This window comes from Flavobacterium aquidurense (assembly GCF_001404985.1).
GTDB classification, from domain to species: Bacteria; Bacteroidota; Bacteroidia; order Flavobacteriales; family Flavobacteriaceae; genus Flavobacterium; species Flavobacterium aquidurense_B.
This window is the reverse complement of the sequence record NZ_JRLF01000014.1, coordinates 418,256-434,721: the sequence shown is the minus strand read 5'-3', so window position 1 is coordinate 434,721 and position 16,466 is coordinate 418,256. Positions and strand designations below refer to the sequence as shown.

Genomic DNA, 16,466 nt, shown 5'->3' with positions numbered 1-16,466 from the left:
AGAATAGTTTTTTAGCGTTTTTAAAAAGTAAAATTAGTACAATAAATTAGATTGATTTACGAGAATTGGCTTTTTCTTTGATAAAATAACCTCATTGTGAGCAAATTCAAAATGGGGTTATTTTATTAAAAGAAAGATTTGAATCTACAACTTAATCTCAAACAAGCTAAAAGAACCTTCTTTATAATGTTCCGGTAATTCGCTTGTCCATTCGATGGTGCTTATTCCTTTGTATTCGAAACCACAGCTTGTGTAATATTTGTTTATTCTTTCGTTTCCGCTATGTGTGTCAAGACGAATGTATTCTTTGCCATTTTCTTTGGCATATTCTTTTGTCCAGTCAATGATTTTTTTGACATATGATTGTCCTCTGAATTTTGGGTTTGTTGCAATACGATGCAAATATACAGCCGGATCCTGAGCAGCTTCTTTCCAGATAATCAAATCATTAAAAGTAAGCACAAATGTACAGGCAACTTCGTCTCCTTCTTTGATTATAAAATGGCGATTTTCTGCGATTTCATTTTCTATTAGAGCTCTTTCAAAACCTCTCCAGCTTTTATTATTGACCGTTTTTTGATACGATGTAGCTTCGTTATAAATATCGAAAACAGCATCGATATCGTCATTTGTAGTTTTAAAAAATTCCATTATTAGGGTTTATTCTGATGATTAATGAATTCCTCAAAGATAATTTTTCATAGGCGTAAAGACCGTAAAAAGTTTGGTTTTAACTTTTTTCATCTGCGTTTAACCAAACCACATTCTGCTCAGATTCGTGATCCTGACCAATAATATTTCTATATAATTCTGGTCTTCTGGCTTTTATGTAGCGGTTTCCTCCAGCCTGAATGCATTTTTCAGGAGTAAGGATTGCGGTTGCAAAAGAGTCATCAAAAGAGCGGCATTCGGCTAAAACATCTCCAAAAGGATCAATAATCATAGAACAGCCATTTTTTAGCTGATCATCATCCATTCCAATTGGGTTCGAAAAAACGGCATAAATGGCATTATCATAAGCTCGTGCAGGCAACCATTTCATTAACCAGTCACGGCCTTTCATTCCGTCAAATTCCAATCGCAAAGAAGTAGGATCAGCTTCACGGTTTTCCCAAAGCTCAGGAGCAACAAAACCGGCACCAGGTCGGGTAGAAGGCGTGCACATTGTTACGTGAGGCATGAAAATAATGTCAGCTCCCAAAAGTTTTGTCGCACGCACATTTTCGATAATATTATTGTCATAGCAAATTAAGATTCCGCATTTCCAGCCTTCGATTTCAAAAATACAATAACGATCTCCGGCAGTTAAATAAGGATTTATAAAAGGATGCAGTTTCCTGTATTTGGCAACCAGACCATTTTTATCGACACAAACATAAGCTTTGAAAAGATTATCATTTTCGTCTTTTTCAAACAATCCTGCTAATATTATAATACTATGGTTTTTAGCAATTTCAGTAAGTTTAAGAATGCTTTCTCCACTGGGGATAATTTCGGCTAAATCCAGCATTTTTTCTTTCGATAAATGTCGTGCAAAAGTATAACCGGTTATCGAACATTCATGAAACGAAATCACATCACAACCTTCGTTAGCCGCTTTTGCAGATAGTTTTTCGATTACAGATAAGTTATAATTTTTATCGCCACTTTTATTCTCAAACTGAGCTGTGGCTATTTTTAGATTTTTCATATTAAACGCTATTAATTTAAGTCAAAAGTAGCGTTCGTGAAATTCTATAAATTGTATAAAACCGACATTTTAAAGTATAAATGCAGGAGAAGTTTTGATGAGGTTATTGGTTAATTTTCCAGTACTGAATAAATATTCTTTTGGAGTGATTCCGGTATGTTTTCTAAATTCTTTTATTAGATGTGACTGATCAGAAAATCCCGCATCATAGCAAATCGTAGTTAGGTTCATATCATCAGATTTATTTTTTAGTAGCTTTAGAAAATGATGTAATCTTATTACGTTACCAAATTTCTTAGGATTTAATCCAATACATTCTTTAAATTTTCTTTCCAGATGTCTTTCTGTATAACCCGTATAATCTACTAATTGTTTAACAGAGAAATATCCTTTATTCGTAATAATAAAATCTAAAGAACTGTTGATGATGAACTGGTTTGAAACCGGTTTTGTAATAACTTCATTGCTGAAAAACTGATTTAACAGCGCCACTCTTGCCTGATTATTTTGCTCGGACAGCTTTTCCTGTAGAACAGCAATTTTTTGTCCAAATACATCTTCAACCGGAATAATAGAATCCTGAAATTCATTGGCTGGAATTCCTAATAATTGATGTATTCCGTTGGGCTGAAAAACAACAATTATCAAAGTAATTTCATTATCAGAATAAATATCTTTAAAACCATTCAATTGTCCGTATAAAAACGAAGCGGGCAAATACTCCTTTGCTTCATATTTATTAAGTCGGGAAATAAGTTTACTTTTCAAAGAAAAAACAACACCCGTATTACCATCAGAAAACAACCGAAGTTTTTGAATATCAGTTGCTGCATTATCTAAAAAAAGATAATGTTTAATATAAGGCGCTAATTCTTTTGAAGGTGAAACCTGCATTACTGTAGTCGTTTATTTAGCAATTGAATCCGGAAGAATCAACTTTTTACAAAATTAAGGATATTTTTCCGGATTAATATTTTTAGGTTTTCAGCAGCTGTTTTTCTTTCGAAAATCTATAACCAAAGAAAAACACTCTTGTTAAAATTATCTAAAAAATATTATATATTTGACCCGTATATAAATATCTTAATGGATTTACCCCCTTATTCTCCAGGCTTACATAAACTGGTTACCTTACATGTCGATGAAACTCAAAAACTAACGAACAGTAAGGGTTTTGTAGCGATTACAAATTCGATTTTAGAAACATATAATCTTGAGAAAGTGGGTGTTATTGTTCATGATTTTGATAATAACAGCTTTACGATTTCGTTTTGCCTGAAAGAATCCCATATTTGTATACATACCTGGCCAGAATATAATCAACTTACCCTGGATGTTTATTTGTGCAATTACCAACAGGATAATTCACAAAAAGTAAGAGCTGTAATGGCCCATTATATGGCTTATTTTGAAGGAACAATTATAAAAGATTTTGAAATTAATCGTTAATATATGAAAGTTCCCTGTTACGATTGTAATACTGTTACCGAACTGGAAGTTGGTTTTGAAGTCAAGAGCTTTGTCTGTCCAAACTGCCATAGTTTATATATAGCAGATAGTGAAGGACTTCGTCTAAGATCTAAATTTAAGCCGAAAGTCATAAATGATTTTACTCTTAAAATTGGAGATAAGGGCAATTTTAACGGAATAGAATATATAGTTACGGGCGCTATTACCAAAAAAGTGTACGGTGGTTATCATTGGGCCGAATATATCCTGAAGAATAATGCAGGTGATTTTGTCTACTTATCTGAATCAGATGGACATTGGATATTTTTAACCGAAATAGAAGAAAAATTTGATGTAAGAACACATCCTAAATCTATAGCGTATGATAATAGCTCATTTCATCTTTATGAATATTCTGATACAGAAATAGACAATGCTCAAGGGTATTTTGATTTTGAGTTACCATCAAAAAAAGTTCATCTAACCGAGTATATTCAGCCGCCTTTAATGATTTCTATCGAAAAAATGAATGGCGTCGAAACCGCTTTTCTGGGAGAATATATTAGTAAATCAAAGATTAAAAAAGCATTCTTAAACGCTCATTTACCATATCAAACCGGAGTAAATATTGCTCAGCCTTATTATTTTGATGTAAATAATACGGCCATTATATTTTGCATTTTTCTTTTAATGATTATTTCCACAAACTGGTATATTTATAAAGATCAGTCAGAGCAGGTTGTGTTTAATAAAGCGATTCCTTTTACTGATTTTAATGACAGGGAATTTACGGGTGAATCCTTTGTTTTAAAAGGAGGTTCAGCTCCAATGACAATTCATGTCTCTACAGATGTTGACAATTCGTGGGCGAATGTTGATGTTGCCCTGGTAAACGAAACAAGTAATGACGAAATTCATGCTAATAAAGATATTGAATATTATCACGGCTATGAAGATGGCGAGAGTTGGACGGAAGGAAACTGGTCTGAAAAATTTAATATTTGCGGTGTCAAAGAAGGAAAATACCATCTTTTGATAAAACCACTAAAAGCACCCGAAGACACAAAAAATACTGCAATGAAAATTAAAGTGGTTTGGAACGAGCCTTCAAACCGAAATGTATGGATTATTGCTATACTTATGATTGTTGTGTATGTCGTGATACGATATTTTAAAATTAATTTTGAAAAAACGAGATGGGCAAATAGTGATTATTCCCCATACAGCGAATAGCAATTATGAAAAGTAGTTTAGATTTTTTAAAAAATAATGCAGCCCCATTAGCAATAGGAATATTTTGCTTTGCAGCTTATTTGTATTTTGCTTATTCAGGAAACCGAATTTGCGATTGCGAAACCACAGAAAAATATAGTACTTCAGGAAGTCGAAGTTCAGTGAATCATTTTTATCATAAATAAATTTTATAAAGTATGGATTTAATACATTATCAGCCCATCGTAAATTCGATTATTTATTCTCTTTTAGGGTTTGTTATCTTATTAGTAGCTTATTTCATTATCGAAAAAATGACTCCGGAAAATACCTGGAAAGAGGTTGTCGAGAAAAATAATATCGCTGTTGCAATTGTTTTAGCAGCATTTATCATTGGGATCTCAATGATTATTAGTGCCGCAATTCATGGGTAAAAAGTTTCTTAGGTTTGAATTTTTGCTACTGTTTGCTGTATTTATTATTGCAACCTGCGGACTTGTGTACGAACTTGTTGCGGGTACTTTAGCCAGTTATTTATTAGGAGATTCAGTAAAGCAATTTTCATTTATTATTGGGGTTTACCTATTTTCTATGGGTATTGGCTCTTTTTTCTCCAAGTTTTTCCATAAAAACCTCCTGAATACTTTTGTAGAAATCGAGATATTAGTGGGTTTAATTGGCGGTTTGAGTTCAGTAGTTTTATTTTTATTATTCGAAAGTGTCGAATACTTTCAATTTATACTCTATTTGCTGGTTTTTATAACAGGATTTCTGGTAGGATTAGAAATTCCGTTGTTAATGAATATCCTCAAAGATAAAGTAGAGTTCAGGGATTTGGTTTCAAATGTATTTACATTCGATTATATTGGTGCTTTATTGGCATCGATACTTTTTCCTTTGATTCTCGTTCCAAAATTAGGAATCATGGGCACATCATTATTCTTTGGTATGATAAACGTAAGCATTGCCATTGCGTTGTGCTTTCTTTTAAAACGAGAATTAAAAAACAGCTATTTTCTAAAAGTAAAAGCCATTTTTTCATTTATCATCTTATTAAGTGTCTTTATATTTTCAGATGTTATACTGGCATATTCAGAAGGAAAACTTTACGGCGAAAACATCATTTATACCAATTCAACTCCATATCAGCGAATTGTTTTAACGCATAATAAGAGCGATTACAGATTGTATTTAAACAATAACCTGCAATTCAGTTCTGCAGATGAATACCGTTATCATGAAGCTTTAGTGCATCCGGTAATGTCAATTGCTAAAAATGTAAAACATGTTTTGGTTTTGGGCGGAGGAGATGGTTTGGCCGTACGTGAAATTTTAAAATACAAAGACGTCGAAAAAATTACCTTGGTCGATCTCGATCAGGGAATGACAAAGTTGTTTAAAACCAATAAAGTACTAACAGATTTTAATAAAGAATCGCTGAACAATAAAAAAGTTACTGTCATAAATACAGATGCCTATATTTGGGCAAAAAGCTGCAAAGAAAAATTTGATGTTGCCATTATCGATTTTCCTGATCCGTCAAATTATAGTTTAGGAAAGTTATATTCCTTAAATTTTTATCAAACCATAAAAACGATTCTACAGCCTGATGCTGCAGTTGTTATTCAGACAACCTCACCTTATTTTGCCCCAAAATCATTTTGGTGTATTAATAAAACGGTTATGCAGGTTTTTCCTCAGGTCGATGCCTATCACGCTTACGTTCCTTCATTTGGAGAATGGGGATATACCATTGCTATTAACGGTTTTGGAACCACATTTAATGATGTAAACAGAAAAGCCGAAGGATTAAAATTCTACAATTATCAGTTTGACAGATTTAATTATTTTACCAATGATATGATCTCAAATGAAATTGAAATCAATCGATTAGACAACCAAATTTTAGTACGCTATTTTGATGAAGAATGGGGAAAATTACAGTAAATCAAGACGCAGTTTTGTAAAAGGAATTGGAGCTTCTTTATTGCTGATTCCGTTTCTGCAATTTTGTTCCGATAAAATTATGCACCTCTTACTTCGTTTGTCCGGAACTAATCATCTCCTGGGACATCGGTTATGGATAAAAGATTTCCCAAAACCAACCTCTCAAATTCATATTCCGTACCTGATTGTAGGTGGCGGAATTTCAGGCTTAAGTGCTGCCAGACAATTTGATAAAAAAGGAATTTCTAATTTTCTTTTAATAGAATTAGAAGGGCATTTAGGCGGAAATTCATCAAATGGAGAAAACAAGTATTCTAAATATCCGCTTGGAGCACATTATTTGCCTTTGCCTAATTTTAAAGATAAAGAATTATTACAATTTCTTGAAGAAGAGAAAATCATTCTAGGATATGATACAAAAGGATTTCCTGTATTTGATGAATTGCAATTATCTTTTGCACCAGATGAACGCTTATTTTATAAAAATAACTGGCAGGAAGGTGTAGTGCCAAAAGACGGAAATTCAGCAAATCAGGATCTCGATTTTCAGCGTTTTTTTAAGTTAATGGATGCATTTCGCGAAGGAAAGGGAAATGATGGAAAGTACTTATTCGATATTCCGCTTCATCTTTCTTCAGAAGATACTAAAATCCGTAATTTAGATAAAATGACAATGAAAGAATGGTTTGAAACCAACAATTTCAAAGCCGAACCATTATTTAATTATATAGATTATTGCTGTAAAGATGATTTCGGACTCGGAATAGAATATGTTTCTGCCTGGGCGGGAATTCATTATTTTGCCGGACGGAAACAAGATGCTTCTTCAGATAAAAAAGACAGTGTTTTAACATGGCCGGAAGGAAACGCCAGATTAGCATCTCATCTAAAAAAATATACCCACAAAAAAACCTTGAAAAATCATTTGGTTTATGATGTAAAAGTCAAAAATAACAAAGTCGTTGTCCAGGCATTTGATGATATCAAAAAGGTTTCGGTAGAAATTATTGCCAACAAAGTAATTATGGCAACACCTCAATTTGTAAATCAGTATTTAATTAAAGAACGCAAAGAATTTACAAAAGAGTTTCATTATACACCCTGGCTTTTGGCGAGTTTAACTGTAACTGATTTAGCAGATAATTTTAGTTTTCCGCTTTCCTGGGATAACGTTATTTATGATGCAAAAGGTTTAGGATATGTGTATGATCAGCATCAATCTTTAAATCAGGTCCAGACAAAAAAAGTAATAACTTATTACCATAGTTTCTCTTCATCAGATTTGAAAAAGTCACGAAAAGAACTGTATAAAAAGAACAAGGATTATTGGAAACAATTTGTTTTTGATGACCTGAAAATTGCACATCCTGATATTGAAGATTGTACCGAAGAAATGGAGGTTTTTTTATTGGGACATGGAATGGTGAGTCCTGCGCCCGGATTTATTTTTGGAGAAGCAAAAAGGAACGCTTCAAAAAGCATTGAGAATAAGATCTATTTTGCACATACCGACTTATCAGGAATATCCATTTTTGAAGAAGCTTTTCATCACGGAATCAATATAGTAAATCAAATTTTAGATGAAACAGCCCTGGATTCATAAAGCCAAAACAGATTTTGCGTTCATCATAGGTCCATCATTTTTTGTATTGGCGATTATATTTTTATTTCAGGATTATATTACTGAAATTGAAAATAAATATTCATTCTATACCTGGCTTTTTCTAATCGTTTTTATTGATGTTGCACATGTTTATGCAACATTATTCAAAACTTATTTTGCAGGAGATGAATTTAAAAAAAATAAAAAAAGATTACTATTATTGCCTGCAATTTGTTTTGCAATCGGGATTATTCTTTTCTCTTTTGGGAGTTTGGTTTTCTGGTCCTTCCTCGCTTATGTTGCTGTTTTTCATTTCATCAGGCAACAATACGGTTTTATGCGATTGTATGCCAGAAACGAAGAAAAAACAAGACTTTCAGTTGTTATAGATAATCTGGCTATTTATGCCGCAACAGTTTACCCAATGTTATATTGGTTTTTTTCTTCACAAAGAAAATTCAACTGGTTTGTCGAAAATGAATTTTTTCGCTTTCACAATTCCTTTTTACTCAAATTACTATTTTGGATCTACTGTATTATCCTGCTGATTTATGTTATCTATACGGTTTATAAAAGCATCAGAAATAAGTTTTTTAATATCCCTAAAAATGCCATTATTCTGGGAACCGCACTTTCATGGTATTTTGGAATCGTATATTTTAATAATGATCTTATTTTTACTTTGCTAAATGTAGTATCTCACGGAATTCCGTATATGGCATTGGTTTATTTTAGAGAAATAGATAATAAGCCAAACAAAATTCCGGGAGTTCTTAAAGCACTAAAAAGATATAATCCAATCTTTATATATATTCTGATTTTAATGGTAATTGCTTTTGCAGAAGAGTTTTTATGGGAAATTTTAGTCTGGAACGAAAACATTTCATTCAGAATATTCGATTTCTCTTCATGGCAATTTCTGGTAGTTCCTTTATTAAGTGTTCCTCAATTTACTCATTATTTACTCGACGGATTCATTTGGAAATCTAACAAAGGTTAACCAAAAAACATTGAAAGACAGGTTTTTTATCTTAATCCTGTAAAATCATTTTTACTTTAGGTAAAATACGCTCAACAAATAAAGTATAAGCAGCAGCCGAAGGGTGTAACCCATCTGAAGCGACTAAGCTTGGTTTTTCAAGGCCTTTTCTTGTAATATCTGTAATTGAAACAAAAGGAACTCCATTCATTGTGCAGTAATTCTCTGCAAAAGAGTTATACTGATTTATTTCATTTGAAATTCTCATACCCTGACCTTGCATTTGAGTCGTTCCAAATGTGGTGTAAGCATAATCAGGAATCGAAATAATAAGAACATTTCTTTTATCTCCCTTAGCAAGCATAATTGCTTTTGTGACCAATGCCGGAAATTCTTTTTCATAAATAGAAAAATCCCTTCCCTGATATTGATTGTTGACACCAATTAAGAGCGTGACTAAATCATAATTAGAATCCGGATTTTGATTGTTTATTGCTGAAATTAAGTTAGTTGTTGTCCAGCCTGTCTTGGCAATTATTTTTAACGAAAAGTTACTTTGCGGATAAATGGCTTTTAAACTCGATTTTAATTGTTCCGGATATCGGCAGGTTTCACAAACACTTTCACCTATAGTATAGCTGTCTCCTAATGCCAAATAATTTACTGTGGCAGGTAAAGGCAAAGGATCATTTGGTACTTGTGTTGTGGGAGGTATTATGGTAGTTTCTGACTTTGTTTCATCAGAACTGCAGCTTAAAAGAAAGATGGAGAGGATAACAATAACTATTTGTTTGAAATGGGGTTTCATAATTTAGATAAATTAAGTTTCGGATCATTTTAAACAAATAGTTACGTTATATAACTTGTTTTGGTTTTACACCATTTCTGTTTTCATGAGAATTTGCTCTTCAATGGCATTCCAGAGTCCAATTCGCTTCTCTAATGCCAGAATAGAAATTTCTTCCACTTCTTTCCATTTTTGGTCATCATCTTCACATAAATCAGTAATCATCTGCATTGCCATTGGTCCATGTTCATCTGCATCTAATTCTATATGTCTTTCAAAATAATAAAGAAGTTTGCTTAAATCAGTATCAGGAAGATTTTTTTGAAAGTTTTTCAGGATTGCCGTAAACATACTCGGGATTAAATCTTCTCTTCCAAAAGTAAATGCAGCAGCAATTTGATGCGGTTTTCCTTCTTCGATAACTCTAAAAGTAAAATCTAAAAAAGCTTTTATGTCCGGATGTAATGAACTTTGTTTTATGGCAACAAAAATATTGTGCAAGGAATGTACTTGAGATAAAAATGTATTGATTCCGTTTGTATCAGCACCACAATCTGCCATTGCTTCCAGATACATTTCATAATGACTTTGTCTTCTTCCGTCAATCGTTAAATCTGTTTCTTCAGCTAGAACAATTTCATTGATTAAATATCTTGTTTCCGGATTTTTTGTAGCAAACCAAGGTGTTGTTGTACAGGTAAGTTTCGCTTGTAAAGCTTTTAATAAAGACATAAAATCCCAAACAGCAAAAACATGGCTTTCTAAGAAACTATGCAAATCATCGATGCTTTGGATTTTATTGTATAAAGAATGGTTTAAAAGTTGGTCTTTTTGAGGTTGAATGCTATTGTTTATAGTTTCAATATTCATTTTCGTAAATTTTGTGCAAATATAAAAAGCTTCTCGGTTAGAAGAAGCTTTTTATATTGTTTTTGTATATATTTTAATAGATGTTTACTATTTAAAAGCTGGAATTCCAGTTACATCCATTCCTGTAATTAGTAAATGAATGTCATGGGTTCCTTCATAAGTAATCACACTTTCGAGGTTCATCATATGACGCATAATCGAGTATTCGCCAGTGATTCCCATTCCTCCCAACATTTGTCTGGCTTCTCTGGCGATATGAATTGCCATATCAACATTGTTACGTTTTGCCATTGAAATTTGTGAAGTTGTCGCTTTTCCTTCGTTTCTTAAAACACCTAAACGCCACGTTAATAATTGCGCTTTTGTAATTTCAGTAATCATTTCTGCCAGTTTTTTCTGTTGCAATTGAGTTCCTCCAATTGGTTTGCCAAACTGAATTCTTTCTTTTGAATATCGCAAAGCAGTATCATAACAATCCATTGCTGCACCAATTGCTCCCCAAGCAATTCCGTATCGTGCAGAATCTAAACAGCCAAGCGGAGCGCCTAAACCGGATTTATTAGGTAAGAGATTTTCTTTGGGAACTTTTACATTATCAAAAATCAATTCTCCGGTTGATGATGCACGAAGCGACCATTTATTGTGCGTTTCAGGAGTGCTAAAGCCCTCCATGCCACGTTCAACAATCAATCCGTGAATTCGCCCTTCTTCATTTTTTGCCCAAACAACAGCAATATCAGCAAAAGGAGCATTCGAAATCCACATTTTGGCACCATTTAAAAGATAATGATCACCCATATCTTTAAAGTTAGTGATCATACTTCCCGGATCAGAACCATGATCTGGTTCAGTCAGACCAAAACAACCCATGAATTCTCCTGTTGCCAGTTTTGGTAAATATTTCATGCGTTGCTCTTCGTTTCCATATTTCCAGATTGGGTACATAACTAAGGAAGACTGAACAGATGAAGTCGATCTTACCCCGGAATCTCCACGCTCGATTTCCTGCATAATTAAACCATATGAAATTTGGTCCAATCCTGCACCGCCGTATTCAACTGGAATATAAGGTCCGAAACCGCCTATTTCTCCAAGTCCTTTTATAATTTGTTTTGGAAATTCTGCTTTTTGAGCATATTCTTCTATAATAGGAGAAACTTCTCTTTTTACCCATGCACGAGCTGATTCGCGAACTAATTTATGTTCGTCTGTAAGCAAATCGTCTAGGTTATAATAATCTGGGGCTTGAAATAAGTCTGGTTTCATTTTTTGATAGTTTTACAAAACAAATTTACGTAATAAAAATATAACAAAACAACGTTAAATTGTTATATTTTTACTATTGTTAAAGAAGAAAAATAATATAAAGACGAATAAATTTTAGTTTATTGAAAATTTATAAGCTATTTTTGAGATTCCAAAAACAATTTTAATGAGGCTGATCATCTCTTTTTTACTCTTTTTTGTTCTGAATAGTGCATTTGCTCAGCAAAAAAGTGCATTAACGGAACAAGAGTATATCGTATTACAAGACAAAATTCGATTAAATATTAACGTAAATGTTGATAGTGCTGTAGTATATGCCAATAAAATGGCAAAATCCAATAATTATAAACATTTGGCCTTCTCAAATGGTGCTTTGTCATACTTATTTCAGTTAAAAGGAAACACAGTAAAATCAAAACAAAAATATCAACTGGCATTTAATTATTTGGAAAAAATGCCCGATTCACAAGATAAAATTCAATTAAAAACATACTTATATAATTACGCCGGCCTGTCTGAATGGAAAAGAGGAAATTTTAGTGCTGCCTTGGATAATTACCAACAAGGAATTAAACTTTCGACACAAATTGGTGATGTTATTCAAATTGTAAAATTTAAAAATAATATAGCCTCAATAAATGATGCTGTAGGTAATTATCGCTTAGCCATTAAAGACTTAAGACAGCTTAATGATTTTGTAGATAAAAATCAAGGAGTTTACACCAGAGACCAGTATTTGAATAATAAAAGTAATATCAATCTGAGTTTAGCAGGTTCATATGAAAACTATTATATGAAAAATTCTAAACAAAGATTCTTACTGGATTCAGCGGAATATTTTTATAAAAAAACAATTAGTTATTCACAGAATTTTACAGACAACAAGATTGTGGCAAAATTAAGCCTGGGTAATATTTATAGTGTGCTCAAGGAATATGAAGATGCCGAAAAGACATATTATGACATTGTTTTTCTGGCTCATCAAAACAATATGAAGCAATTGCTTTGTTCTGCCAACTATAATTTGGGAGACATTTATTATACTACAAAAAAATATGATAAAGCATTAGTATTTTTTAAAAAATCAGATTCAATTGGTGCTATAACAAAGAATAACGAACTGGATTATTTAAAGTCAAATTATTTTCAGGCAAAAATTTACAATATCCTCAAAGAGCCTGATCTGGCTTATAAACATTCAAAAATTTATTTGGATAATTATGAAAAATCTGAAGCAAAATTAAATGATCAGATTTTAGAAGTAAATTACAAGCTTGGCGTAGGAGGTTTGACGGATGAAATGGTCACAATTAAAGAAAAATACAAATACGACGTTTTTCTAACCAAAGCATTACGAGTATTTTATGTCGTTTTATTTGTTGGGATTGTTTTTTTATTAATTAAAAATATAAGAGATAAAAACAAGGCACATAAAAAGATGAATGCCCTGATTGAAGAGTTTAAAGCCAATCTTGAAAAGAAAAATCAACCCGAAGTTGAGGAAGTTTTAATTGAACGCGAAGAGGAAGTGCACTCTAAAAAAGAAAATGTCAATTTAAGTATTGATGAAGCTAAAGAAAACAAAATAGTAGAGAAACTTTTAGCACTCGAAAGCAAACATGAATATTTAAATGCCGATTTTACCCTGCCTTACGTGGCTAAAAAGATCAAAACAAATACAACCTACTTGTCTTATGTTGTTAATAAGCGATTTGGTAAATCATTTGGAGAATATTCGAATGAACTTAAAATTAATTATGTGATTAACGAAATGATTACCAATCACATGTATCGCAAATATTCTACACAGGCAATTGCAGAAAGTGTAGGATTTAAAAATGCTGTATCATTTGCTAAATCATTTCGCAAAAGAACTGGAGTATCTCCAGCTCAATTTGCGAATAATTTATAATTAAAAAGGCTTATTTTTTATAAGATATCAATTCTCAAGGATGACCATTTCCGTTTCCGTTTCCTTTTGTAGGTTCTTCATTCCCGCCAAGAACAGTTTTTTGTTGATTTTTAGATAATTTTTCATTTTCAAAATCTTCGAAATTCAATTTACAATTTTTCATCTTTTTATTTATTATTTGTATTAGTGTTATTTATTGTTTCCTGAGTATTTCCGTTCCCATTTCCTTTGGTAGGTTCTTCACCATCACCGCCTCGAACTGTTTTTTGTTGACTTTTAGATAATGTATTATTTTCAAAGTCCTGAAGATTTAATTTATAATTTTTCATATCTATTTATATTTATTTCTGTTTATTTTTATTTTGTTACTTCTGGTTTAGTATTTCCGTTTCCGTTTCCTTTCGTTGGATCATCGTCACCACCGCGAACAGTTTTTTGATGGTTTTTTGATAATTTTTCATTTTCAAAAACTTTGAAATTTAATCCTTGATTTGTCATGTTTGTGTGTATTAGAGTTTATGATTTATCAAAACTAGACAAAAAGCAAAACCCTTAATCGAGATTAGGGTTTTGAGAGTTTTGGTGCAAAATTAATCAATTTAACTTATTGTTTTTTAAGTAGTTATATGTTTTAATCAGACTGATATAATTTATAAATTGTATGTAGTATAATTGATAAAATGTGTGCTAACGGCGTTTTTTTCTCAATAAAAACAGCAATATTTGCAGTGTAATTATGATTTTAAAGATTCGTAAAAATGTTAAAACTTGTCCAAAAATTTCTACAAATAAATAGATACTCAGAAATTAAAAATGAGTTTAAGGATTTGTTTCTTTCTCATCCTAATTATCCAAGTTTATTTGCAATAACAGATTCTCTCGATTTATTGTCTGTAGAGAATGCTGCGGTAAGAGTTTCGAAAGAACAGATAGTAGATTTGCCATCGAACTTTTTAGCTTATTTTAAAGAGGAACTTATATTGGTAGAAAAAGCAAAAAATTTCGTTCGTATCAATACCATTAAAAAAGGAAGCTTAAAAATGTCCTATGAAAAATTCCTTTTAGACTGGAACGGAGTAATTGTTGCAATAGAACCAAATAATGTAGTTGGCAGAGAAAACCTGAAAGTTGAATATAGTTGGTTAAAATATACTTTACCATTATTATTGGTAGTAGGATTATCATTTTACTACAACACATATAATGTATTTAGTCTTGTTTTTCTAATTACATCTATTTTAGGACTTGTAGTTAGCATATTTATTGTTCAGGAAAAATTAGGTTTTAAAAATAGTATCATTTCAAGATTTTGTAATCTAAGTTCTAATTCATCTTGTAGCTCAGTTATTAATGGAAACGAAAGAATAGGGAATAATTGGATTAACTTTTCTGATCTGCCGCTTATTTTCTTTGGTTCAAGTTTAATTGCCATTTTAGTACAGCCATTACAATCTGCAATATTTGTTGGTTTTTTAAGCTTATTGGCTATTCCGGTGATTGTGTCCTCAATTTGGATTCAAAAATTTGAAATTCAAAAGTGGTGTGTAATGTGCTTAGCAGTTTCGGGTTTAATCTTTATACAAAGTGTAATATGGTTTGCATCAGATTTATTTACATTGAGTTTTAGTTTTGGTGAGATGTTCCCTTTTTTATTCGCTGTTCTTCTTCTGTTACCAATTTGGTCAGTATTAAAAACAATGATAAAAAATATATTGACTAGTGAAAGTTCTCTTAAAGAGATGAAAAAGTTCAAAAGAAATTATTCTTTATTGAATTTTCTTTCAAAGAAAGTTCCATATATAAATGGGTTTGAAGATTTAAGAGGATTGAATTTTGGAAATAGAAATGCAGCAGTAAAACTTTCGATTATTATTAGTCCGAGTTGCGAACATTGCCATAAAACATTTCAGGAAGCCTTTGATTTGGTTTTAAGATTTCCGGACAAGATTTTTTTGAGTGTATTGTTCAATATTAATCCTGAAAATGTAGAGAATCCATATAAAGCTGTTGTCGAAAGACTTTTAACCATTAACAGAGCCACTCCGGGCAAAACGGTAGAAGCAATATCTGACTGGCATATTAAAAAAATAGGCCTTAAAAAATGGTTAAAGAAATGGCATGTAGATTCTGTAAGCATAATGATCAATCAGGAAATACAAAAACAATACGAATGGTGCTCTAAGAATAATTTTAATTATACACCAGTTAAAATTGTAAATGAAAGAGTGTTTCCTAGTGAATATGAATTGAGTGAATTAAAATATTTCTTAAATGATTTTGTTGAAGAAATTGAAATCTTGGAAAAAAAGATAGCTTAAAGTTACTTAGAAAAATCAATTTTCTAGTGTAAGAGAAAGATTTCTCATTTGTGAATGATATTATTAGGATTTAATTTTTAGCACAATATATGTTAAAGAAGATTTTGAATTTAGAGAGTGCTCAGCACATAAGCAAAAATGAGCAAAAAACCATAAAGGGAGGAATACCTGAATGTTGGGTTTATGCGATAGAAGCTGGTTGTGTTTTAATACCCGTAGGCGGAATTTGTCCTGTGAATACATTAGCAGGAATTTGTGAAACAAGTCGCCTTTGTTGTTAATTTTTAGCGTTTTAATAGAAGTACAGTACAGCCTTTTTTAGAATTTAGTCATGTTTTTTTTAATTTGTAGGCGCTCGATCGTGGAACATTGAGCAATTTCCCCACATTGATGATTGGTGTAGGGATTCTTAGGAAAATTGGTCACTGAGTTG

17 protein-coding genes are annotated in these 16,466 nt (G+C 31.9%); 8 read left to right on the top strand and 9 right to left on the bottom strand.

What is annotated here, in order from left to right; translation table 11 throughout:
- Window positions 1-144: 144 nt before the first annotated feature.
- The 3 genes from RC62_RS17415 to RC62_RS17405 form a co-directional block, all read right to left on the bottom strand.
- Entirely contained in the window at window positions 145-651 is a 507-nt protein-coding gene (locus RC62_RS17415; protein ID WP_055097451.1) for a GNAT family N-acetyltransferase, read from the bottom strand.
- 79 nt (window positions 652-730) lie between these two features.
- Complete coding sequence (locus tag RC62_RS17410) at window positions 731-1,690, bottom strand: nitrilase family protein (protein ID WP_055097449.1); 960 nt, start codon at window positions 1,688-1,690, stop codon at window positions 731-733.
- A gap of 69 nt (window positions 1,691-1,759) precedes the next feature.
- Window positions 1,760-2,584 (bottom strand): helix-turn-helix domain-containing protein, encoded by an 825-nt coding sequence (locus tag RC62_RS17405; protein ID WP_055097448.1) that lies wholly within the window; start codon window positions 2,582-2,584, stop codon window positions 1,760-1,762.
- A 192-nt stretch (window positions 2,585-2,776) separates the two neighbouring features.
- On the opposite strand from RC62_RS17405, the gene RC62_RS17400 reads away from it, so the two are divergent.
- From RC62_RS17400 to RC62_RS17370, 6 genes are all read left to right on the top strand, one after another.
- Window positions 2,777-3,139, top strand: coding sequence for an S-adenosylmethionine decarboxylase family protein (locus tag RC62_RS17400; RefSeq protein ID WP_055097447.1), 363 nt, complete (start codon window positions 2,777-2,779; stop codon window positions 3,137-3,139).
- A gap of 3 nt (window positions 3,140-3,142) precedes the next feature.
- Window positions 3,143-4,372, top strand: coding sequence for a DUF4178 domain-containing protein (locus RC62_RS17395; protein ID WP_055097446.1), 1,230 nt, complete (start codon window positions 3,143-3,145; stop codon window positions 4,370-4,372).
- 197 nt (window positions 4,373-4,569) lie between these two features.
- Entirely contained in the window at window positions 4,570-4,785 is a 216-nt protein-coding gene (locus tag RC62_RS17385) for a DUF350 domain-containing protein (RefSeq protein WP_055097443.1), read from the top strand.
- Between the two features lie 22 nt (window positions 4,786-4,807).
- Window positions 4,808-6,298, top strand: a complete 1,491-nt coding sequence (locus RC62_RS17380; protein WP_245176842.1) for a polyamine aminopropyltransferase — start codon at window positions 4,808-4,810, stop codon at window positions 6,296-6,298.
- Complete coding sequence (locus tag RC62_RS17375) at window positions 6,273-7,901, top strand: NAD(P)-binding protein (protein ID WP_082421312.1); 1,629 nt, start codon at window positions 6,273-6,275, stop codon at window positions 7,899-7,901. The genes RC62_RS17380 and RC62_RS17375 overlap by 26 nt, the downstream gene beginning before the upstream one ends.
- Window positions 7,879-8,901 carry a hypothetical protein gene (locus RC62_RS17370; protein WP_055097440.1) on the top strand — a complete coding sequence of 341 codons (1,023 nt, stop codon included), beginning with the start codon at window positions 7,879-7,881 and terminating at the stop codon, window positions 8,899-8,901. The genes RC62_RS17375 and RC62_RS17370 overlap by 23 nt, the downstream gene beginning before the upstream one ends.
- A 31-nt stretch (window positions 8,902-8,932) precedes the next feature.
- On the opposite strand, the gene RC62_RS17365 is transcribed toward RC62_RS17370, so the two are convergent.
- The 3 genes from RC62_RS17365 to RC62_RS17355 all read right to left on the bottom strand — a co-directional run bounded on the left by RC62_RS17365 (window position 8,933) and on the right by RC62_RS17355 (window position 11,803).
- Entirely contained in the window at window positions 8,933-9,688 is a 756-nt protein-coding gene (locus tag RC62_RS17365) for an SGNH/GDSL hydrolase family protein (RefSeq protein ID WP_055097438.1), read from the bottom strand.
- Window positions 9,689-9,754: 66 nt separating this feature from the next.
- On the bottom strand, window positions 9,755-10,537 hold the full coding sequence (locus RC62_RS17360) for a DUF3050 domain-containing protein (RefSeq protein ID WP_055097437.1): 783 nt from the start codon (window positions 10,535-10,537) through the stop codon (window positions 9,755-9,757).
- Window positions 10,538-10,624: 87 nt separating this feature from the next.
- The gene (locus tag RC62_RS17355; protein WP_055097436.1) at window positions 10,625-11,803 is read right to left on the bottom strand and encodes an acyl-CoA dehydrogenase family protein; all 1,179 of its coding nucleotides are present in this window, start codon (window positions 11,801-11,803) and stop codon (window positions 10,625-10,627) included.
- Between the two features lie 166 nt (window positions 11,804-11,969).
- Here RC62_RS17355 and RC62_RS17350 point away from each other — a divergent pair, with 166 nt between their 5' ends.
- A complete protein-coding gene (locus RC62_RS17350; protein ID WP_055097434.1) occupies window positions 11,970-13,715 on the top strand; it encodes an AraC family transcriptional regulator in 1,746 nt (581 codons plus the stop codon).
- A 34-nt stretch (window positions 13,716-13,749) separates the two neighbouring features.
- Here RC62_RS17350 and RC62_RS22920 read toward each other — a convergent pair whose 3' ends face one another.
- The 3 genes from RC62_RS22920 to RC62_RS22910 are packed head-to-tail and all read right to left on the bottom strand — an operon-like array spanning window position 13,750 to window position 14,213.
- Entirely contained in the window at window positions 13,750-13,878 is a 129-nt protein-coding gene (locus RC62_RS22920) for an rSAM-modified peptide (protein ID WP_123774135.1), read from the bottom strand.
- Window positions 13,879-13,882: 4 nt separating this feature from the next.
- Window positions 13,883-14,044 (bottom strand): rSAM-modified peptide, encoded by a 162-nt coding sequence (locus RC62_RS22915; RefSeq protein WP_157472561.1) that lies wholly within the window; start codon window positions 14,042-14,044, stop codon window positions 13,883-13,885.
- Window positions 14,045-14,072: 28 nt separating this feature from the next.
- Entirely contained in the window at window positions 14,073-14,213 is a 141-nt protein-coding gene (locus RC62_RS22910; protein WP_157472559.1) for an rSAM-modified peptide, read from the bottom strand.
- Between the two features lie 260 nt (window positions 14,214-14,473).
- On the opposite strand from RC62_RS22910, the gene RC62_RS17345 reads away from it, so the two are divergent.
- Window positions 14,474-16,033, top strand: coding sequence for a vitamin K epoxide reductase family protein (locus RC62_RS17345; protein ID WP_055097433.1), 1,560 nt, complete (start codon window positions 14,474-14,476; stop codon window positions 16,031-16,033).
- Window positions 16,034-16,466: the final 433 nt, after the last annotated feature.